This window comes from Achromobacter spanius (assembly GCF_003994415.1).
In the GTDB taxonomy this organism is placed as follows: Bacteria; Pseudomonadota; Gammaproteobacteria; order Burkholderiales; family Burkholderiaceae_B; genus Achromobacter; species Achromobacter spanius_C.
On the sequence record NZ_CP034689.1, the window covers coordinates 5,506,301 to 5,526,914 of the forward strand.

18 protein-coding genes and 1 pseudogene are annotated in these 20,614 nt (G+C 65.4%); 11 read left to right on the forward strand and 8 right to left on the reverse strand.

Annotation, left to right across the window (positions count from 1 at the left end):
- Nucleotides 1-20 precede the first annotated feature (20 nt).
- The 3 genes from ELS24_RS25260 to ELS24_RS25270 all read right to left on the reverse strand — a co-directional run bounded on the left by ELS24_RS25260 (nucleotide 21) and on the right by ELS24_RS25270 (nucleotide 2,823).
- On the reverse strand, nucleotides 21-986 hold the full coding sequence (locus ELS24_RS25260) for a FecR domain-containing protein (protein WP_240669380.1): 966 nt from the start codon (nucleotides 984-986) through the stop codon (nucleotides 21-23).
- On the reverse strand, nucleotides 962-1,471 hold the full coding sequence (locus tag ELS24_RS25265) for a sigma-70 family RNA polymerase sigma factor (protein ID WP_127185670.1): 510 nt from the start codon (nucleotides 1,469-1,471) through the stop codon (nucleotides 962-964). Before ELS24_RS25265 ends, ELS24_RS25260 begins: the two co-directional genes overlap by 25 nt.
- An 80-nt stretch (nucleotides 1,472-1,551) precedes the next feature.
- Nucleotides 1,552-2,823 carry a PepSY-associated TM helix domain-containing protein gene (locus tag ELS24_RS25270; RefSeq protein WP_127185671.1) on the reverse strand — a complete coding sequence of 424 codons (1,272 nt, stop codon included), beginning with the start codon at nucleotides 2,821-2,823 and terminating at the stop codon, nucleotides 1,552-1,554.
- A gap of 241 nt (nucleotides 2,824-3,064) precedes the next feature.
- Here ELS24_RS25270 and ELS24_RS25275 point away from each other — a divergent pair, with 241 nt between their 5' ends.
- Nucleotides 3,065-4,060, forward strand: a complete 996-nt coding sequence (locus ELS24_RS25275) for a Bug family tripartite tricarboxylate transporter substrate binding protein (protein ID WP_127185672.1) — start codon at nucleotides 3,065-3,067, stop codon at nucleotides 4,058-4,060.
- A gap of 51 nt (nucleotides 4,061-4,111) precedes the next feature.
- Entirely contained in the window at nucleotides 4,112-5,089 is a 978-nt protein-coding gene (locus ELS24_RS25280; RefSeq protein WP_127185673.1) for a Bug family tripartite tricarboxylate transporter substrate binding protein, read from the forward strand.
- Nucleotides 5,090-5,103: 14 nt separating this feature from the next.
- Here ELS24_RS25280 and ELS24_RS25285 read toward each other — a convergent pair whose 3' ends face one another.
- On the reverse strand, nucleotides 5,104-6,027 hold the full coding sequence (locus tag ELS24_RS25285) for a LysR substrate-binding domain-containing protein (protein ID WP_127185674.1): 924 nt from the start codon (nucleotides 6,025-6,027) through the stop codon (nucleotides 5,104-5,106).
- A gap of 237 nt (nucleotides 6,028-6,264) precedes the next feature.
- Between ELS24_RS25285 and ELS24_RS25290 the strand changes: the two genes are divergently transcribed.
- Together ELS24_RS25290 and ELS24_RS25295 are read left to right on the forward strand one after the other, a co-directional pair.
- Entirely contained in the window at nucleotides 6,265-8,151 is a 1,887-nt protein-coding gene (locus ELS24_RS25290) for a CocE/NonD family hydrolase (protein ID WP_127185675.1), read from the forward strand.
- Nucleotides 8,148-8,645, forward strand: coding sequence for a GAF domain-containing protein (locus tag ELS24_RS25295; protein ID WP_127185676.1), 498 nt, complete (start codon nucleotides 8,148-8,150; stop codon nucleotides 8,643-8,645). The genes ELS24_RS25290 and ELS24_RS25295 overlap by 4 nt, the downstream gene beginning before the upstream one ends.
- Here ELS24_RS25295 and ELS24_RS25300 read toward each other — a convergent pair whose 3' ends face one another.
- From ELS24_RS25300 to ELS24_RS25310, 3 genes are all read right to left on the reverse strand, one after another.
- The gene (locus tag ELS24_RS25300) at nucleotides 8,646-10,244 is read right to left on the reverse strand and encodes an aldehyde dehydrogenase (NADP(+)) (RefSeq protein ID WP_127185677.1); all 1,599 of its coding nucleotides are present in this window, start codon (nucleotides 10,242-10,244) and stop codon (nucleotides 8,646-8,648) included.
- A gap of 53 nt (nucleotides 10,245-10,297) precedes the next feature.
- Nucleotides 10,298-11,638, reverse strand: a complete 1,341-nt coding sequence (locus ELS24_RS25305; protein WP_127185678.1) for an MFS transporter — start codon at nucleotides 11,636-11,638, stop codon at nucleotides 10,298-10,300.
- A gap of 131 nt (nucleotides 11,639-11,769) precedes the next feature.
- Complete coding sequence (locus ELS24_RS25310; RefSeq protein WP_127185679.1) at nucleotides 11,770-12,906, reverse strand: iron-containing alcohol dehydrogenase; 1,137 nt, start codon at nucleotides 12,904-12,906, stop codon at nucleotides 11,770-11,772.
- A 107-nt stretch (nucleotides 12,907-13,013) separates the two neighbouring features.
- Here ELS24_RS25310 and ELS24_RS25315 point away from each other — a divergent pair, with 107 nt between their 5' ends.
- Nucleotides 13,014-14,012, forward strand: a complete 999-nt coding sequence (locus ELS24_RS25315) for a LysR family transcriptional regulator (RefSeq protein ID WP_127185680.1) — start codon at nucleotides 13,014-13,016, stop codon at nucleotides 14,010-14,012.
- A gap of 57 nt (nucleotides 14,013-14,069) precedes the next feature.
- Here ELS24_RS25315 and ELS24_RS25320 read toward each other — a convergent pair whose 3' ends face one another.
- Nucleotides 14,070-14,816, reverse strand: a complete 747-nt coding sequence (locus tag ELS24_RS25320) for an IclR family transcriptional regulator (protein WP_240669574.1) — start codon at nucleotides 14,814-14,816, stop codon at nucleotides 14,070-14,072.
- Between the two features lie 181 nt (nucleotides 14,817-14,997).
- Here ELS24_RS25320 and ELS24_RS25325 point away from each other — a divergent pair, with 181 nt between their 5' ends.
- The 6 genes and pseudogenes from ELS24_RS25325 to ELS24_RS25350 all read left to right on the forward strand — a co-directional run bounded on the left by ELS24_RS25325 (nucleotide 14,998) and on the right by ELS24_RS25350 (nucleotide 20,606).
- The gene (locus tag ELS24_RS25325) at nucleotides 14,998-15,966 is read left to right on the forward strand and encodes a Bug family tripartite tricarboxylate transporter substrate binding protein (RefSeq protein WP_127185681.1); all 969 of its coding nucleotides are present in this window, start codon (nucleotides 14,998-15,000) and stop codon (nucleotides 15,964-15,966) included.
- 6 nt (nucleotides 15,967-15,972) lie between these two features.
- Nucleotides 15,973-16,842 carry an amidohydrolase family protein gene (locus ELS24_RS25330; RefSeq protein WP_127185682.1) on the forward strand — a complete coding sequence of 290 codons (870 nt, stop codon included), beginning with the start codon at nucleotides 15,973-15,975 and terminating at the stop codon, nucleotides 16,840-16,842.
- Between the two features lie 22 nt (nucleotides 16,843-16,864).
- Nucleotides 16,865-17,866 carry a Bug family tripartite tricarboxylate transporter substrate binding protein gene (locus tag ELS24_RS25335; protein WP_127185683.1) on the forward strand — a complete coding sequence of 334 codons (1,002 nt, stop codon included), beginning with the start codon at nucleotides 16,865-16,867 and terminating at the stop codon, nucleotides 17,864-17,866.
- 31 nt (nucleotides 17,867-17,897) lie between these two features.
- The gene (locus tag ELS24_RS25340; RefSeq protein WP_127185684.1) at nucleotides 17,898-18,581 is read left to right on the forward strand and encodes an RraA family protein; all 684 of its coding nucleotides are present in this window, start codon (nucleotides 17,898-17,900) and stop codon (nucleotides 18,579-18,581) included.
- A pseudogene (locus ELS24_RS25345) lies at nucleotides 18,578-19,524 on the forward strand (NAD(P)-dependent oxidoreductase). Before ELS24_RS25340 ends, ELS24_RS25345 begins: the two are co-directional and overlap by 4 nt.
- 11 nt (nucleotides 19,525-19,535) lie before the next feature.
- A complete protein-coding gene (locus ELS24_RS25350) occupies nucleotides 19,536-20,606 on the forward strand; it encodes a cyclase family protein (protein ID WP_127185685.1) in 1,071 nt (356 codons plus the stop codon).
- The last annotated feature ends 8 nt before the right edge of the window (nucleotides 20,607-20,614 follow it).

Here is a 20,614-nt window from a genome sequence, read left to right on the forward strand (position 1 = left end):
AGAATGCGGGGGAATGGCGGCTATGCGTCGCGCGCCTGGATCTGCACCCAGTACCGAGTGCGCGAGGCCACGCGCACCGGCAGCGTGCGGGCCAGTAACGCCAGGCTGGCGTCCGTGTCCCGCAGGGAAAACGAGCCGTACACGCGCAAGTTCGCGACCTCGCTCGTGCAGTGCAAAAAGCCCGGGCGGTAGCGGGCCAGGGCGCGCGTCCAGTCGGCCAGGCGCATGTTGTCCGCCGTCAGAATGCCGCTGGTCCATGCGGGTGAGATTTCTGGCAGCGCCGTATCGGGCTGCGTCATGGCGGTATTGAACCTGGCCTGCCGACCCGCGCGCACGATCTGGCCGCCGCCCTCTTTGGGGCGTACGTCCACCGCGCCTTCGTAGACGTCAACCAGCGCGTCGTCTTGTTCCAGGCTGACCGTGAACTGCGTACCGATAGCCTGCACGATGCCCATCGGCGTCTGGACAAAAAACGGACGCGCGGGCACGTGGGCATCCCGCGCCGTCGCCACGAAGATCCGGCCCGCCCGAAGCGACAGCAAGCGTTGCGAGGCCGAGTAGCGGACGTCTACCCGCGTACCGGTATCCAGCGTCATGCGCGTGCCATCCGCCAACGTTGCCTGCCGGATCTGGCCAGTGCCGCTTTCCAGGTCCGCTTGCATGGCTCGCCACGCCGTGTAAGCCACCGGACCCGCGACCGCCAGCCCCAGCAGGCGAGCCGCCAGACGCCGGCGGTCCGGCTTGGCCAGCCCCTTCAGCGCATGCGCGCGCAGGGGGTGCGGCACTTGCCCAAAGGTACCCAGCACGCGTTCGGCCCGAGCCCATGCCTGCGCATGCGCGGGGCTGCGGGCAATCCAGCGGGACAGGGCCTGCAAGCTGGCGGGGTCATCCGGGGCATCGTGCAATCGGGCCATCCAGCCCGCCGCTTCGGCCAACAGCGCATCCGGAATGTGCGGCGCGTTCATGGATCGATGGCGGTCAGGCACGCCAGGTACGCCTGCTGCATATGGCGGTTGACCGTGCGCACCGACAGGCCCGTGGCGGCGGAAATCTGCGCATACGTCAGGCCGTCCAGTTGCGACATGAGGAACACGCCACGCACCCGCGCCGGCATGGCGTCCAGCATGCGGTCGATGCAGTACAGCGCTTCCAGAATCAAGGCCCGGCTTTCCGGAGACGGCGCGGTGTCGGCGGGCAATGCGGCCACCGATTCCGCGTAGGCCTGTTCCACGCTGCGATGCCGCCAGAAGTCAACGACCAGGCCTTTTGCAACGTGGGTCAGGAAGGCGCGCGGCTCGGGCATTTCCAGCGGGCGGTTGCTGGAATAGACGCGCAGGAACGTGTCGTGGGCCAGGTCCGCCGCATCCCAGGCGTTGCCCAGCCGCTTGCGCAGCCAACTGTAGAGCCATTGATGGTGGTCGGCGTAAAGGCCGCTAAGGGCCAGCCGACGAGGCGCGATGGATTGGGACATGGGAGCGGGAGGCGGCGCGGAATGTCGTATTGATAATGAGTAACGTTAATAATAACGGAAACCCATGCCGCTACCCCGGTTCATCCGAACAGATTGATCCAGCCCATGGCCTCGCCGATGAACAGCATCTGGGACATCAACAGCAACGCCACCCACCCCCAGCGCCACGGGCGCATGCCTGTCCAGGCTTCACGCGAGGGCGCGACCGGTGCACCGGCATGCCCGGCCTTTGCCCTGAGCGCGGCGCTGCCGCCCGCGATGCGCAGGCCGTAAAGATAGGCGCCAGTCAGGCACAGCGTGGTCAGCGCCGCGCCGAAGATGAACCACACCGCGCGCACGGGCCACGGCCCGAACGAGCCGAAATGCAGCGGGTCCGCCATTTCCGACAGGCGCTGATGCGGGCCGAGATCGGCCGCGCTGCGGCGGGCGACGGCCTCATCGGACAAGGGCAGCCGGATGGCGTTGGCCCGGTCGCGAACCAGCCACGCCTGCGTCTGCCCTTCCACCTGCCCGGCCCGGCCATCGGCATCCAGCCGCAAGACACGGATGTCCAGATCGGGCCAGGCTTGACGCACGCGCGCCACGGCCACGTCCAGCGTCTTGGCCGTAAACGGCGCGGCGGCGCGTGGCGCGTCCGGGGTGGTGATGGCGGGCAGCGGCGGCGCATGCCCGCCCAGCGATTCCACCAAATACCACAGCCCGGTCAACGCAATCAGGGTGCTGAACCACAGGCTCCACACCGCCAGCAGCCGATGCGTATCGCCCCAGGTCAAGCGACGTTTTCCCCGCCGTGGCCACGCCAGAAAACCCCGCCACCAACGCTTGTAGACAACCAGCCCCGTCGTGATCAGCACCAGCAGCGGTATCGACAAGGCCGACACCAAGGGCACGCCATAGCGCGTGGGCAGAAACAGATGTCGGTGCGTGTTGCGCAGCCAACGCTGCAGGCTGAACCAGGACGTATCGCCGGTGACAATGGCGCGGTACGGGTCGATCCATACCAAGCGTTGTTCCCCTTGTGACGTGCGCATCAAGGCCCGGGCGGCGAAGTGGGAAGCGTGGGCGGCAGTGACGGATTGCAGCGTCCAGCCCGGGCGCGCCGCTTGCGCGGCCTGGACCATGTCACCCCAACTTGCGCGCTGCGCGGCCGGATCAACCCGCATCGCGGGCTGCGCCAGCCAGTCCAGCTCGGTGGAAATGACGGCCAGCGTGCCGGTCAGGCAGATGAACGCCATGAAGAGGCTGAGCTTCAAGCCCGCCCAGCTATGCAGCGCGAACCACCATTTGCGGTGGGAGGGGCCGGTGGATAGCTGGCGTGAAGTCGGGCTGGGCGGAGTCGAAGGGGATTTCATGCGGGCACGAGTGACTGAGGGCACCGGCGAAAAGCGGGGGCTCATATCAAGGTCACCGTCCAACGGCGAAAAAGATGCCAACACGATCCCAACGTAATGGCGAACCCATCGCGCCAAAGGAAAAACCTATAGGCGCATAGGAAAGCAGTATTTGAATTGATCTGACCGCCTGCCTAGCATGGGTCCGCACGCATCACACACAAAAAAGTTCGCGCCAAGCGCGTCAATTCAGGGGAATTCGATGTTTGACCACAGTACAGCCCGTTCAGCCCGTTGCCTGCGCGCGGTCCTTGTCGGCGCACTGGCCTTTATCGGCCAGGCAGCCCATGCTCAGCCCGCCTATCCCGACCATCCCGTACGCTTGATCGTCCCGCAATCCGCGGGGTCCGGGGCGGACGTGGTCGCGCGCTTGTTGAGCGAAAAGATGGCAAGCGCCTTGGGCGCTTCTGTCGTCGTCGAAAACAAGCCTGGCGCGAACGGCATTGTGGCCACGTCTTATGTGGCCAAGGCGCCCGCCGACGGCTACACCCTGCTGTTGGCGGGTGTGTCCCAGATGAGCTTCAACCCCAAGCTGTACAAGAGCCTGCCCTACGACGCAAACAAGGATTTCACCTATATCGCGCCGGTGGTCGACACGCCCTTCGTCCTGGTCGCGGGAAAGAGCAGCCCCTACAAGAATCTGCCGCAACTGCTGGCCGCCGCCAAGGCCGCGCCGGACAGCATCACGTTCGCCAGCGCCGGGGCCGGCAATTCCACCCACTTGTCGACCGAGATGATCGCGGCAGGCGCCGGCATCAAGCTGCGCCACGTTCCCTACAAGGGCTCTGGCCCGGCGCTGAATGCCGTGATTGGCGGACAGGTCGACGTCATGACCAGCGTGCTGGGTTCCGCGTTGCCGCAGATCGAAGCGGGCAATGTGATTCCGTTGGCGATCCTGGCGGAGCAGCGCGCCAGCGACCTGCCCAATGTGCCCACCTTGAAGGAAGCAGGCATACAAGCCCCCGCCATGCCGGGCTGGTTCGCCTTGATGGGTCCGGCGGGAACCGACAGCGCCATCGTGAGCAAGCTGAACGGGGCGATACAGGCCGCCATTGCCGACCCGGCCGTCAACAAGCGACTCAAAGACCTGTACTTCGTTCCGATGCAAGGAAGCGCCGACGCCATGCGCGCCCGGGCAGAGGACGACGCCAAGGTATGGGGCGAGTTCATTGCCAGCACCGGCGTCCAGGTCGATTGACGCTGACGTACCGCGGCCCCGGCCCTTGCCCACGACACCTGGAGATTTCCAATGAAGACGCTACCTCTGCTCGCCGCCCTCGCCAGCGCCCTGACGATGCTCTCGCCGGCGCACGCGCAACAAGCCGCGGCTTGGCCAGACAAGCCCGTCCGGATCATCGTGCCGTTCGCGGCGGGCGGCTCGACCGACATCGTGGCACGCAAGGTGGCCCAACGATTGGGCCAACTGACGAACCAGCCGTTTGTCGTCGAAAACAAACCCGGCGCGGGAGGGACGCTGGGAGCCGCCTACGCGCGGGGGCAGCCGGCCGATGGCTATTCCCTGTTCCTGGGCACGGTCAGCACACAGTCCGTTGCGCCGTTCCTGTACAAGACCCTGCCCTATGACCCGCTGAAGGACTTTCGAGGGCTGGCGATGATCGCGTCCGTTCCCAACGTCGTCGTCGTCAACAAGGACCTGAAGCTGCACGATCTGAAAGGGCTGATCGCCACGGCCAGAAGCAAGCCGGGCGGCCTGACGTATGGGTCCAGTGGCCTGGGCTCGTCCAACCATTTGGCGACCGAGGCCTTGCGCGCCAGCCTGGACATTCCCGTGACCCATGTTCCCTATCGAGGCTCCGGCCCCGCCTTGACCGACACGATGGCGGGGCACGTTGACTTCATGCTGGACGTGGCAATGACGTCGTTGCCTTACATCAAGCGTGGCGACCTCAACGCTGTTGCCGTCACGTCCAGGCAACGCCTGGATGTCTTGCCCGACGTGCCTACCGTTGCCGAACAAGGTTTTCCGGACTTTGAAGCGCTGGGATGGTTCGGGCTGTTCGCCCCCGCGCAAACCCCCGAAGACGTTGCCGCCAAAATCGCGGGCTTAGTGCGTCAAGTCGTCACCGAGAAGGAAATGACCGCCTACTTCGAAGTGCAAGGCGCCACCGCCAGCGGCGTCACGCTGAAGGACTTCGATGACATCGTCGCCGCCGACCGCGCCCATTGGGGCAAGGTCGCGGAACTGGCGAAGATCAAGCCTGAATAGCAAGCGGCGCGTCGTCAGTTTTTCCAGCTTACGCCCGCCCATCGCCCCGTCTCCACCAGGTCGCGCGCGACGTCTATCAAGGTCTGGTGGATGTGCGTGCAGACCACGCTTTTTTCGGTAGACAAGGACATGCAGACCGACACCCTGCGGCTGAACGCCTTGTCTGCAATTGGCGTGGACACGATCCGGTCGGACTCGGCCTCCGGCCCCACCAGCGCGGACGAAGGCAGCACGGTCCAACCTTTGCCCGCGCGTACCAAGCCAAGCAACACCGACACCGCGCTGGTTTCCGCAACCAACGTCAAGGGCAAGGCGTCGTCCGCGAACGCGCGCGCGGCCAGCACACGGATCGAATTGGGAAAGCTGGGAAGCACCAGGGGCAACTCCGCCATGCGTTGCAGCGATATCGCATCCACGCCCAGCGCGGGTCCGACCAGATACAGGTTTTCGACCAGCAGCGGCGTCGTGGTCATGCGAGCCGGCTGCGGCTGGACGTCCATCGCCACCGCGATATCCATGCGGTGCAGGGAAACCGCCACGGCCAGGTCGGCGCTGCTTCCCTCGATCACTTCAAGCAACACCTCCGGATACCGCTGCGCCACCGCTTCAATCAGCGGCACCGCCAGCACGCGAGACGTACTGGTTGGCAGCCCGACCGTGACATGGCCCGCCGGTGTGTCACGCCCGTGCTTCAACGCGGATTTGGCCTCTTCCACTTGGCGCAACACCATCTTGGCGTGCCGGTACAAGAGCTTGCCCGCGTCGGTGGCGCGTACCCCGCCCGGGCCTCGGAGCAGCAAGGGGGTCTCAAACTCGCGTTCAAGGTTGGCCACGTGCTGGCTCAAGGACGGCTGTGCAATATGCAAGGTTTCGGCGGCGGCCGTAATGCTTTCCAGCTCGACGATGCGGGTGAAGTACTTGAGTTGTCGGAAATCCATCGGTAATTCCTATATCACGCTCGGATCATATTCAACGATGCGCTTGAATAGATGCCCCCTGCGCGTAATCCCTAGGAAATTTCAGCCTGGCACGCGCTGCGAGCCACATCGCTTTTTCCTATACCGATATCCACATTGCATATTGGTGCGGTCGATTGCACGTCAATAACATGGCTTGTGCAGTCGCTGCGGCCCCGTGTCCAGCGCATTTTTTTCACCAAGATTCCAAGGAAGTCCATGCCGTCGTACCCGAAAAACGAAGATGTGGCCTGGGTGGTCCCGCCGCAGGCCTACGCGGACACCCGACCCGGGATTTACGCGATCCCGACGCCGCGTTCCCGCTACCTGACGATGCGCGATGGCTGCCGCCTGGCAGTTGATATCTATGTTCCAGAAGGCACACCCGAACGCGGTGATGATCCGGCGCCCGCGCAGTTTCCCGCCATCGTGCTGTTCACGCCTTACTACCGCCGCTTCAAGCTGCACCCGGACGGAGTCGGCGAATGCGCGCCCAATACCGCGAAGTTCCGGGATTACTTCGTGCCGCGTGGATACGCCGTCGTCGTGATCGACGTGCGCGGCACGGGCGCAAGTTTCGGCACGCGCGACAGCTTCCGCTCGCCGCGCGAACGCGACGACAGCCGCGAAGTGGTGGAGTGGATCATCACGCAACCGTGGTCCAGCGGCGTTGTGGGCGCCACCGGCATCTCTTACCTTGGGGCCGCCTCTGATTTTCTGGCCAGCACCGGCCACCCGGCGGTGAAGGCCATCGCCCCATTGTTTTCGGTATGGGACACCTACACCGACAATTACTTTCCGGGCGGCATGCAGCTCAAGGCGCTGACGCAAAGCTACGACGACCTGATGGTCGCCCTGGACCATGACCGACGCGAGATGCTGCATCGGTTCGTCTACTACGCAAACCCGCACTTTGAAGGACCGCAGCCGGTAGACGAAGATCCGGAAGGCGAACTGCTGAAAACCGCCATCCAGGAACACCTGGCCAACTTCCGCCAGACGGAGTTCATGCCCGAGTTCCGCTTTCGCGAAGACCCCCTGCCCTACGATGCGCAGTTCAGCTCGGCAACGTTCAGCCCCTACAGCCTGGCCGAACAGATTCCCCCAGACGTGGCCGTGCTCTCGGTATCGGGCTGGATGGACGGTGGCGGCTACATGAACGGCGCTATTTCGCGCTATCTGACCTTGTCGAAAAACCCCAGCCACCTCTTGCTTGGCCCCTGGGACCATGGCGCGCGCATTGATGTGTCACCGTGGCGCACGACGCAGATGGCGGACTTTCCCTGGCTTGCCGAAATTCTGCGGTTCTTCGATCACTATCTGCTGGGCAAGCCAACGGGCCTGGATGCCGAGGCGCCGATCCACTACTACGCGCTGCACTCGGAACAATGGCGTAGCGCCGCGCAATGGCCGCCCTACGACCAGGGCAAAGACAGTTCTCTGTACCTGGCACCCGCCTTGGCGCTTGAGACCGCCCCGCCGCCCAGCCCATCGCATCAAGCCTATCAAGTGGACTTTGCCATCGGTACCGGCGCTGGCACCCGCTACGAGCGCATTGCCGCCATCAACAGCACCGAGTATTACCCTGACTGGCAAGGACGCGGCGACCGCATGTGCAGCTTTACGTCCGCGCCGCTGGAGGCGGCGGCGGAATTGGCGGGCCACGCCGTGGCGGACCTATGGGTCAGCAGCAGCGAGCCCGACGCTGCCCTGTTTGTCTACTTGACCGAAATCGAGGCCGACGGCACCGAACGCTATGTGACCGAAGGCCTGTTGCGCCTGCTGCATCGCAAGACTTCACCCTGCCCGCCGCAATACAAGACCACATGGCCCTTTCGCACATTCAGCCGGCAAGATGCGCGGCCGCTGACGCCGGGGAAATTCGAGCGTGTCGAGGTTCCCCTCTTGCCCACCGCCTGGCAATTCCAGCAGGGCAGCCGCATCCGGGTATCGATAGCCGGCGCGGACAAAGACCACTGCGGGCAGGTTCCTCACGGCCGCCCCCCGCTGTTGAAGATCGGCACGGGCGGCGATCATGCTTCACGCATCGACCTGCCGCTTGCGCCGGTTCCACCAGGCATGGCCAGCAATGAGGCGAAGCCATGACCGCGCCGTTCAGCTTGTCTCAATCGGAAATCGACATCCTTCGCGCCGCGCTCTCTCACACCAAATCCGCGGAAGAGCCCGACCCCTTGCTTGCCGCGTTGGACGGCATTGCGCAGCGCGCGGTCGGCCACCGTTTGTTCACCGCCTTGCGTTATGACCTGACGGCCGGCACCGCGCATCGCCTGTACAGCAGCGCCCCCGACCGTTATCCAGCCAGCGGCACCAAGTTGATAAGCGCGGCGCCGGCCATGCAGAACATGCTGGCCACGGGCAAGCCCTTGCTCACGCCCGACGCGAATGCGGTTCGCATCAACTTCCCCGACGCCGACGCCATCTTTGCCTTGAATTGCCAGAGCGTACTGAACATCCCGGTATACGGCCGAGGCCGCCTGCTTGGGCAGATCAATCTATTGCACGCGGCGAATCACTACACGCCCGCGCACACCGACTTCTGCGCCGGCTTGGCGGTCATCGCTGCTACGGCATTCCTCTGATCAACGGCCCCCGTCAGGCGGCACCGGCGCCCCATCCACCAAACGCCAGATGCCCAACGGGTTGTCTTGTTGCACGGCCTCCGGCCGCAACGCATCCGGCAGATCCTGATAGCACACCGGTCGCAAGAACCGGGCGATGGCCGTTGCCCCAACAGACGTGTGCATGGCATTCGACGTGGCCGGGTACGGGCCGCCGTGCACCATGGCGTGGCTGACTTCCACGCCCGTGGGAAAGCCATTGGCCAGGATGCGGCCGCACTTGCGTTCCAGCACGCTTAGCAAGGCGCGGGCGGGGGCATGGTCGGGCGCGTCCAGTTGCAGCGTGGCCGTCAACTGGCCTTCCAGGTGCTCGGCCACGTCCAGCACTTCTTGCCAGCCTTGCGCACGAACGATGACGGAGGCGGGGCCGAACATCTCGGCCTGCAAGGCCTCGTTGTTCAACAGATTGCGCGCGCTGGTCACGTAGAGCGCGGCCTGCGCCGCATTGGCTTGTTCGCGCGCGGCACTGCCGTTTGCCACGGCTTCAACGCCCGGCACGGCCTGGACCTGCTGGCGGCTGCGGTTGTACGCGGCGCAGATGCCGGGAGTAAGCATCACCTGCGCGGCCTTGGAGGCCAGCGCGTCGCTGGCGGCGGCAATGAATCGATCCAGCTCTGGCCCATCGATGGCGATGACCAGGCCGGGGTTGGTGCAGAACTGGCCCGCGCCCAGCGCGAGTGAATCCACGAAGCCTTGCGCGATGGCCTGCCCGCGCGCCGCCAGCGCGGCGGGCAGCACGAACACGGGGTTGATGCTGCTCATTTCCGCATACACGGGGATGGGTTCGCGCCGCTGGTTGGCAATGTTGACCAGCGCCAAGCCGCCTTGCCGGGAGCCCGTGAACCCCACGGCCTTGATGGCCGGATGCGCGACCAGCGCTTCGCCGATGGTTCGGCCCGCGCCGATCAGCAAGGAGAACACGCCTTCAGGCATGCCCGTGCGTTGCGCGGCTTTTTGCACGGCGCGGCCCACCAGTTCAGACGTACCCAGATGCGCGCTGTGCGCCTTGACGATGACCGGGGCGCCGGCCGCCAGAGCGGATGCCGTGTCGCCGCCCGCCACGGAAAACGCAAGCGGGAAGTTGCTGGCGCCGAACACGGCCACCGGCCCAAGCGGAACTTTTGCCTGGCGCAAATCCGCGCGCGGCAGCGGCTGACGCTCGGGTTGGGCAGTGTCAACAATGGCGCCCAGAAAGTGGCCGTCGCGCACCACTTGGGCAAACAGACGCAGTTGGCCGATGGTGCGGCCACGTTCACCCGTCAGCCGCGCCACGGGCAAGCCGCTTTCCTGGTGAGCGCGCTGAATCAGCGCGTCGCCCAGCGCCAGGATTTCATCGGCGATCGCCTCCAGGAATTCCGCGCGGCGAGCCAGCGGAAGATGGCGATACGGGTCGAAGGCGGCGGCGGCCAACGTGGCGGCGCGCTCCACGTCAGCATGCGTACCCAGGCCGAAGCTTGGTTCCGCGATGTCGGCATTCAAGGTGGGGTTGAAGGCGCATTGCGAACCGGCGGTGCCGCGCACGGCGGCGTGACCGATGAGCATTTCTCCAGTGATCTGCATGATTGAATTCCTTGGATAAAAGTCAGATGGGATGAGGGGTCGACACGCAGGGATCAATCATCCAGCGGCTGTCCGCTGCGATCACGCGCCACCGCCACCGCAATGATGGACACCGCCGCGCACGCCGCCAGGAACAGCACCACGGGCACATAGCTGCCGCTGTAGTAGGCGACGAGCGCCGTGGCGATCAGCGGCATGGGGCCGCCCACCAGCGCCGCGCCAATCTGATAACCCAGCGACATGCCGGTGTAGCGGATGGCGGGCGGAAAGGCTTCGGCCAACAAGGTGCCGATCATGGAGCCGTAGCTGGCCCAAATGACGCCGAAGCCCACGGCGATGGCCAGGCCCGCCGCCCACACCGACTTCTGATCCAGCAGCCAGAAGTACGGAAAGATCCACAACAGAAAGGCCACGCTGCCGCCGATGAACACCTTCTTGCGGCCGATGCGGTCAGACAGATGACCGAAGAACAGCATGCACGGAAACGCGATCAGGGCGCAGACCAGCACGATGTTCAGAATGGTCGAACGCGCGAAGCCGTGATCCATCATGTACGAGATGGTGAAGGTGGCGTACAGAAAAAAGGTGGACGTTTCCACGACCTTCGCGCCAATGGCGATCAGCACTTCGCGCCAGTGGTGCTGCAAGGTTTCCTTGAGCGGAATGCGGGCGCTGCTGCGCGTGGCCTGAATCTTCTTGAACGACGGCGTCTCGCCCACGGCGTTGCGAATCCACATGCCCACCATCACCAACACGATGGAACCCACGAACGGAATGCGCCAGCCCCAGGACTGGAATGCCTCTTCGCTCATGCTGGCGCTAAGCAGCGACGTGATGACGTTGCCCAGCGCCAGGCCCAACACCGCGCCAGTCTGCGGCACGGCGCCATAGAAGCCGCGCTTTTTGCGTGGCGAATATTCAACGGCCAGCAACACGCCGCCGCCCCATTCGCCGCCCAACGCCAGGCCCTGCATCAGGCGCAGCAGCGTCAGCAGAATAGGCGCAGCCAGGCCAATTTGCGCGTAGTTGGGCAACATGCCCATCAGCACGGTGGACAAGCCCATCATCGACAGCGTCATCGCCAGCGTCTTCTTGCGACCGATGCGGTCGCCGATGTGCGAGAAGATCACGCCCCCCAGCGGGCGCACCAGAAAGGCCAGCGCGAAAGTGGCCAGCGCCAGCATCTGACTGACCAGCGCGTTGTCACTAGGGAAAAACTGCTTGGCGAAAATAATGGACGACATGGTTCCGTACAGGAAATAGTCGTACCACTCGATGGTGCTGCCCACCGCGCTGCCCATGAGCGCGCGGCGACGCTCGGCATCAGGGACCAGGGGTTCTTTGTCGGCAGCGCTCAGGCTGGGGTTGGAACCACCAACGGACAGGGTGCTCATGTCTCCACCTATTTGGATTGTTTGGTTGTTTGTTTGTTTGAATGCATGTCGCCATCCCATGCGGATGCGGGATGGCGGTTAACGGCAACGCAGGGGTAGCCAAACGCGCATGCGCGCCAGGCGCGCACGTCTTACGTCGATGCGCGCAGCATCGCCACGTAGTCGTCGGCGCTGGCGTCACGCGGGTTGGTGCGGTGGCTGTGGTCGGCCAGGGCGCCCTTGACGATGCGTTCGTAAAGGTCTTCCGTGACACCCAGTTCGCCCAAGCCCGTCGGCAGATTCAACGCGCGGCTCTTGTTGGCCAGGGCCTCTTCCACCGACAGCGTTGCCGGCAAGCCCATGGCCTGCGCAAGCCGCGCGATCTTGTCTTCATGCGCCACGGTTTCCGCGCCACGGTTAAAGCGCACCACCGCCGGCAACAGAATGGCGTTGAGCGTGCCGTGATGCAGCTTGGGGTTGATGCCGCCCAGCGAATGGCTCAGGCTGTGCACGCAACCCAAGCCCTTCTGAAACGCCAGCGCCCCTTGCAAGGACGCGCTCATCATGTTGGCGCGCGCCTGCACATTGCCCGGCTCGTTGACCGCCACTTCAATGTGGCGCCACGCACGCCACAGGCCGTCCAGCGCAATGCCATCGGCCGGCGGGTTGAAGGCCGGCGCCAGAAAGGTTTCGATGCAGTGGGCAATGGCATCCATGCCGGTGGCGGCGGTCAGGCCCGCGGGCAAGCCCAGCGTCAATTCGGGGTCGCAGATGGCAACCTTGGGAATGACGTGGGGCGACAAGATGCCCACCTTGCGCCCATCGTCCAGGATGATGATCGCGCCCCGGCCCACTTCGCTGCCGGTGCCTGCCGTGGTGGGAATGGCGACGATGGGCGGCGTGGCCGCCGTGATGTTCTGCACCCCGCCTTCAATCAAGGCGAACTGGCGCAGCGGGCCTTCATGGCGCGCGGACACCGCCACGGCCTTGGCCAGGTCAATGGAAGAGCCACCGCCCACGGCGATGACGCCGTTGCAATCCGCCTGCTTCAAGCTGGCCACGCCCGCGCGCACCGCCGCTTCAGACGGGTTGGGCGGCGTGTCGTTGAACACGGCCAGGTTCGCATGGCCCAACGCCGACTTCACGCGGTCGACGATGCCAACCGCTTCCACGCCCCGATCGGTCACGATCAAAGGTTTGGTAATACCCAGGCGCTCACAGACCTCGCGCAGGTCCGCCAGGACGCCGGCGCCGAAGTGAATTTCGGTGACGTAATTGATCAGTGCCATGCTGCCTCTTTTCCTTGAAAACTTGGACCAGATAAGAAGGCTGAAGTCTAGGCATGGACGGCGGGTCGGTACACTGACGACTTTCTATACAGCTATAACTTTTATTCATGGCAAACGTTCCCCCCAGCCTGAATTCCGTCATGTCGCGGCTGCATGCCAAGCAGCTCCGGCTGCTGATCACCATTGAGGAATGCGGCTCGCTGCTGGCCGCCGCCGACAAGATCGGCTTGACGCAGCCCGGCGCCAGCAAGGCGCTGCGCGAGCTTGAGCAGACCTTGCAGGTGGAACTGTTCGCGCGCACCAACCGAGGGCTGATACCGACCGAGGCCGGCCTGTGCGCGCTGCGCTTCGCGCGCCTGATCCAGGCGGACATCAACAAGCTGCGCTTCGAACTGGACGCCATTGCCAGCGGCGCGGGCGGCCGCCTGGCCATCGGCACCATCATGGGCGCCGTGCCGCTGCTGACCGATGCCGTCACGCACCTGTTGCGCCAGCAGCCGCGCATGTCGGTGGAGATCGTGGAAGACACCAGCGAGACCTTGCTGGGCCTGATCGAACGCGGGCGACTGGACGCGGCCATCTGCCGGTCGTCCGTCGGGCGTAACCAGGAGCTGTACGAATCCACCGTCATCAAGCCCGAGTCGCTGGCCGTGATTGCCAACGTGCGCCATACCGCGATGGGCGCGGACGCCGTGGACCTGCGCGAATTGCAGGACAGCCGCTGGGTGGTCTATCGCGCGCACATGCCGATGCGCCGGCTGCTGGAACGTGAATTCCACGAAGCCGAATTGAATTTCCCCTTGCACCTGATCGAGACCACCTCGGCGCTGGCCACGCTGACGCTGCTAAGCCGCAACACGGATCTGGTCGCGCTGGTGTCCGAAGACGTCGCCAACTACTTCTGCCGCAACGGCTTGGTAGGCACATTGGCCTTGGCGCTGAAGTCACGCAGCGAGCCGTATGAACTGGTGTTCAGGAAAGGCGCGCCGAAAAGCCCGGCGTTGAGTCTGCTGGTAGAGGCGTTGATGCGGGATCCGCTTGAGGTACTGCGCGGGTCCGTGTTGCGGTTTGATGACCCGTTGTCGCCGGTCGGTGGCGGCGTGTGACGGCCAGCGCAATGGTCGTGCTCGATACCCCTCCAGCGGCAAGGTGATGACGCCCCGCTACACCCCCCCGCCCTGCCGCGCGCCCATCATCGAGCGCGACAGGCGGCTGGCCGTGGAAAGAATGGCCTCTTTATGGCCAAGCAGCACCGCTTCGTTCAAGCGCGAGATCGGGCCCGAGATGCAGATGGCGCCCAGCAAGGTCCAATTGATGCCATAGACCGGCGCGGAAATACTGGACACTTCGGCGTCGCGTTCGCCCAGCGAGATCATGTAGCCGGCGCGCCGCACGGCCTCGTACTCTTCGCCCGCTTCGCCCGAAAACGCCAGCAACACGCGGCCCGGACTGCCCAGGTTCAATGGCAACGCCGCGCCCACGCGCACGTGATGGCGGATGGACTTTGGCCCTTCCACACGCGCCATGCAGATGCGCTGATTGCCCTCGCGCACGTAGAACGTTGCGCTTTCCCCGGTTGCGCCCGACAGCTCTCGCAGTACGGGCTGCACCAGTTCCTGCACGTTGAAGGTGGCCTGATAGCAGGCGCCCAGCCAGCCGGCCGCCCGCGCCAGGCGCCATGTGCCATCCGCGCGCTGCGCCAGATAGTCGTCCATGGCCAAGGTGCGCGCCAGGCGCAACACCGTGGATCGGTGGCAGCCCGTGCGGCGGCTCAGTTCCGCCAGCGACAGGTGCGCATCGTCAATGCCGAAGGCTTCCAGGATGCGCATTGCCCGCCTGACCGCGACCACGCCTTCCTCGGGCGCACCGTCTTCGGGGGCAACGTCTTCGGTGATGCGCGCGTCCTCCATGGCGTCATCCATGGCGGCTTCCCGCTTGGTTTTATCCACTTTTCCGCCTTTCTTGCTGCCGCTTTTGCTGTCTCTGATATCGACCATGGTACGCAACACGTTTCGCTGCACGAACCTGGATTGTATTAGGCGGAACACGATCGCACAATGCGCGGATCAAAACAACGACTGGAGACAAACCATGAAAGTCATTGCGCGCGTGCTGTCTGGCTTGGCGCTTGTTTGCGTGGCGGGGTTGAGCGCCGCCCAGGGCTACCCCGACAAACCCATCCGCCTGATCGTCCCGTTTCCGCCCGGCGGCGGCACGGACGTGCTGGCCCGCGAAGCGGCGCTGAAGGTGGCAAAAAATACCGGCTGGAACATCGTCACGGAAAACCGCCCGGGTTCTGGCGGCAACATCGGCGTGGACGCCGTGGCCAAGTCGGCGGCCGACGGTTATTCGCTGGTGCTGGGCCAGACCAGCAACCTGGCCATCAACCCCACCCTGTACGCCAAGCTGCCCTACGACCCCGAGAAGGACCTGACCGCCATCGGCCTGGTCGCCGACGCGCCGCTGGTGTTGGTGGTGCCGGCCAATTCCCCGCTGAAATCATTCGACGACATGCTCGCGGCGGCGCGAGCCAAGCCGGAATTGCTGACCTACGCCAGCTCGGGCAACGGCACCGTGGCACACCTGGCCGCCGTGCAATTGCAGAATGCGGCGGGCATCAAGCTCACCCACATCCCGTACAAGGGCGCGGCCCAAGCTTCCAATGACTTGATCGGCGGGCAGATCGACATGTACCTGTCGTCGGTTCCCACGCTGATCGGCCACATCCGCAACGGCAAGATGCGCGCCCTGGCGGTGACCGCCGCGCAACGCGCGTCCGATCTGCCTGACGTGCCCACCATCGCCGAACGCGGCTATCCGGGTTTTGAAGCCGTGACCTGGTTCGGTCTGGCCGCGCCGGCCGGCGTGCCCAAGGAAATCGTGCAGCGCCTGAATGCGGAATTCAACAAGGCATTGCAAACCCCGGACCTGAGCCAGAAGTATCAGGAACAGGGCGCGCGCGTGCTGACAAGCACGCCTGAAGACTTCGCCAAGCTGATCCACAACGACCGCATCCGCTGGGCCAAGATCGTGAAGGATTCCGGCGCCCGCGTCGAGTAAGCCCCCATGTCCGTGCCCTATCCCTACTCTGCGGGCTTGGCGACTGCCGCCGTGGCGGTTCCCGACGGCGCTTGCGATTGCCACATCCACGCCTACGACGCGCGCTACCCCGCCGTGCCGGGCGCGCGGCTGTTGCCGCCGGACGCGACGATGCAGCAATACCGCGCCATCCAGGCCAGGCTGGGCACGCAGCGCGCCGTGTTGGTCACGCCGTCAACCTATGGCGCGGACAACCGAAGCATGCTGTCGGCCCTGGCCGAACTGGGCGAACAGGCGCGCGGCGTGGCCGTCATCGACGGCTTGGAAACCGACGCGCAACTGCAAGCGCTGCATGCGGCGGGGGTGCGCGGCATCCGGTTCAACCTGTCGCTGGGCGTGGTGAATGCCGTTGCTCAGATCGAACCATTGGCCGCGCGCGTGGCGCCGCTGGGTTGGCATGTCCAGCTACTGATGCCGCCAGACCAACTGGTGCAGATCAGCGACGTGCTGACGCGCCTGCCCACCCCGCTGGTCTTTGACCACATGGCGCGCCTTGCGCCGAAGCAGGCTGGCGCGCACCCGGCCCACGCCCTGATTCTGAAATGGCTGGGCGCGGGCCGTGCCTGGGTGAAGCTGTCGGGCGGCTACCTCGTCAGTGAACAGCGCTCGGTGCAAGACCCGGCGCTTGACGACCTGGCGCGCTCCTTCATCGACGCCAATCCCGATCGCGTGATCTGGGGCAGCGACTGGCCCCACGCCTCGGCATCGGCCGGGATGCAGCCCATGCCCGATGACGCGCACCTGCTTGAGCAGCTTGCTCATTGGACCCGAACGGACGCCACGCTGCACCGCGTTCTTGTGCATAACCCGGCGGCCCTCTACGGCTTTCCGGCATGAAAAAAATATTCAGGAGACAAGCATGACATTGACTGACACCCCCTCGTTTGCGCGCCGACGCTTCCTGGCGCTGGGCGCCACCGTGGCCGCCAGCGCCGCGTTCGGTGTGCGCGCCGCGCAAGACTGGCCCGCCGGCCAGACCATTACCTGGGTCGTGCCCTACCCGGCCGGCGGCAGCACCGACGTGCTGGGACGCGCGGTGGCCCAACAACTGGACGCGCTGCTTGCCACGCGCGTCATCGTCGACAACCGGCCCGGCGCCACCGGCACCATCGGTGCGGCCCGCGTCGCGCGCGCCGCGCCTGATGGCCTCACGCTGCTGGGCACCTCGATCGGGCCGCAGGCCATCGCCCCCCATGTGATGGGCAAGCTGACCTATGACCCGGTCGCCGACTTCGAACCCATCATCATGATCGGCACCATTACCCATCTGCTGGTGGTGGGCGCGGCCCAGCCCTACCGGACCGTGGCCGATCTGCTGGCCGCCGCCAAGGCCGCGCCGCAAAGCCTGGCCTACGCCTCGGGCGGCACCGGCACCATCCTGCACATGCAGGGCGAACTGCTGCAGCAGAAAACCGGTACGCGCTTTCTGCACGTGCCCTACAAGGGCGACACGCCCGCGCTGCAAGACACGCTTGCCGGCCAGGTGCAGTTTGCGTTCCTGCCGGCGGCCGCCGCGCTGCCGCATGTGCAATCGGGCGCGCTGCGCGCCCTGGCCGTCACGTCCGCGCAGCGCCTGCCCGTGCTGCCTGATGTTCCGACCATGCAAGAAGCCGGCATTCCCGATTTCGTGGCCGAGCAATGGCAGGCCGTCTTCGCGCCGGCCGGCACGCCCGCGCCCGTTATCCAGCGGCTTAACACCAGCATCGGCAAGGCGTTGCAAAGCCCGTCCTTGACGGAATTGGCGCAGAAGCTGGGCATCACGCTGGTCGGCGGATCGCCGCAGGTGCTGGACCAGACCCGCAAGGCCGACTTCCAGAAGTGGGGCAAGGTCATTCGCGATTCCGGCATCCAACCCACCTGACATTTCCCCCATTTTTTACACAGGAGCCGTTATGGCAAACCAGGACATCATCAAGGACTTTCCCCGCGTCGACGCCGATGTCGTGCGCCGCGCCGCGCAATTGCAACCCGCCATCCTTGCCGACGTGGCCGGCCGACGTGGCGCGCTGCATGGCCGGATCCGGCCGCTGGATCCGGCCATGAAACTGGCCGGGCCCGCGTTTACCGTTGAAGTCCGGCCGGGCGACAACCTGATGATTCACGCGGCGATCTCGCTGGCCAAGCCCGGCGACGTGCTGGTCATCGATGGCAAGGGTGACCTGAGCGCCGCGCTGATGGGCACCATCATGATGAACGCCTGCCGTCAGTTGGGGCTTGCCGGCGTGGTGATCGACGGCGCCGCGCGCGACACCACCGAGATCATCGAAATGGGCTACCCGGTGTTCGCCGCCGGCGCCAACCCCAATGGCCCAACCAAGAACGTGCCCGGCCGCATCGGCCACCCGGTATCCGTGGGCGGCGTCACCGTCCACGCCGGTGACTTCATCATCGGCGACGCCGACGGCTTGGTGGTCGTGGAACGAGAAAAAATCGAAGGCCTGCTGCCCGCCGCCGAAAAGAAGGTGCGCGACGAAGCCGCTCGTATCGCCGCCATCCAGGCCGGCGACACCGAAGCCAAATGGCTGACCGCCGCTTTGCGCAGCGCCGGCGTGTTGAAGGAAGGAGAGTCGCTGTGAATCCCCCCGCCGCCGCGAAGCCAGCGCTACTTGTCACCGCGGCTGACCTGGCCCCGAGGCCCTGGCGCTGTTGGAAGGGTTCAACATTGTCTATGCGGGCAAGACACCGACCGAAGACGACATCGTGGCGCTGTGCCGCCAGCATGATCCCGTGGCCATCATCGTGCGCTACAGCAAGGTCGGCGCCGCCGCGATGGACGCCGCGCCGTCCTTGCGCGTGATCTCCAAGCACGGCAGCGGCACCGACACCATCGACAAGGCCGCCGCCGCGCAGCGCGGCATCGACGTGGTGGCGGCGGCGGGCGCCAATGCCGCCGCCGTGGCCGAACAAGCGCTGGCGCTGCTGTTGGGTTGCGCCAAGTCCCTGGTGACGCTGGACGCGCGCATGCGCGGCGGCCATTGGGACAAGTCCACGCACAAGAGCATGGAGCTGGACGGCAAGACCATCGGCTTGATCGGGCTGGGCGCCATCGGCCGCCGCTTTGCAGCCATGGCGCACGGCATGAACATGCGAGTCGTCGGCCACGATCCCTATGCGCAAGACCTGCCTGCCTACATCGACACCGTGCCCTTGCATCAGCTCTGGCAGGAAGCCGACGCCATCTCGCTGCACTGCCCGCTAACGGATGAGAACCGTGGCCTGATCAACGCCGACACGCTGGCACAGTGCCGGCCCGGCGTGATCCTGGTGAACACCGCCCGAGGCGGTCTGGTGGACGAAGGCGCGCTGCTGGCCGCCGTGCGGTCCGGCAAGGTCGCCGCCGCCGGCCTGGACAGCTTCGCCGTCGAACCCATGACGGCCGGCCACCCCTTCCAGCATGAACCGCGCATCGTCCTCAGCCCGCACATCGGCGGCGTGACCCGCGCCGCCTACGTCAACATGGGCGTGACGGCGGCGCGCAATGTGCTGGCGGTGCTGGCCCGCAACACCAGCGCAGCCTAAGGAGCCACAACATGCCGCAACGTTGGAAGCACGCGCCCGCCAACAGCAACTGGGGTGAGTTCGGCCCGGATGACCAGCGTGGCCGCATGAACCTGGTTACGCGCGCCAAAGTTCTGCAAGGCATTGCCGAAGTTCAAGAGGGCAAGACCTTCTGCCTGTCGCTGCCGCTCGACTTGCCCGGCGGCACGGCGTTGAACCCCAAGCGGCTGCCGACGCAGCGATACGCCACCTTGCGCGACGGAAAAAGTGCAGGCGCGCAAGGCTACTGCTGGTCCTATGCATCTGAGGACCCGCTGCTTACCGATGTGGTCTGCGACGACGTACTGCTGATGAACACGCAGTACTCCACCCAGTGGGACAGCCTGGCGCATATGGGCAGCCGCTTCGATGCCGATGGCGACGGCGAGGCCGAAGCCGTGTTCTACAACGGTTTTCGGGCGGGCGTGGAGATCATGGCGGCGCGGCCCGACCCGCAAGCCAGCGCTGACTGGGCCCGCTATCCCGGCCCCAACGCCAGCGCGCTGGGTATAGAAAACCTGGCCGAGCACGGCGTGCAGGGCCGCGCGGTGCTGATCGATCTGGAAGCGCATGTCGGCCGCGAGCGTACCGCCATCGGGTATGAACGGCTCATGCGCATCATGCAGGCCGATGGCGTCGTGGTTGAAGCCGGCGACATGGTTTGCCTGCACACCGGCTTTGCCGACATGTTGATGGCCATGAACGGGCAACCGGATGTCGCGCGTCTGCATGCAAGCGGCAGCGGTCTGGACGGGAATGACCCCCGCCTGCTGCAATGGATCGTCGAGTCGCGCCTGGCCTGTTTGATCGCCGACAACCCGGCGGTGGAACTGGTGCAAGCCATCAACCTGAGCGGCGCGTCCACGCCCTTGCGCCGCCCCCGCCTACCGCTGCACGAGCACTGCCTGTTCAAGAACGGCATTCATCTAGGTGAACTGTGGTGGCTGACGCCGCTTGCGCGATGGTTGCGCGCCCACGGCCGCCATCGCTTCCTGCTTACCGCCCCCCCGCTGCGCCTGCCCGGCGCGGCAGGCTCCCCTGCAACCCCCATCGCCACCGTCTGATCCCGCGA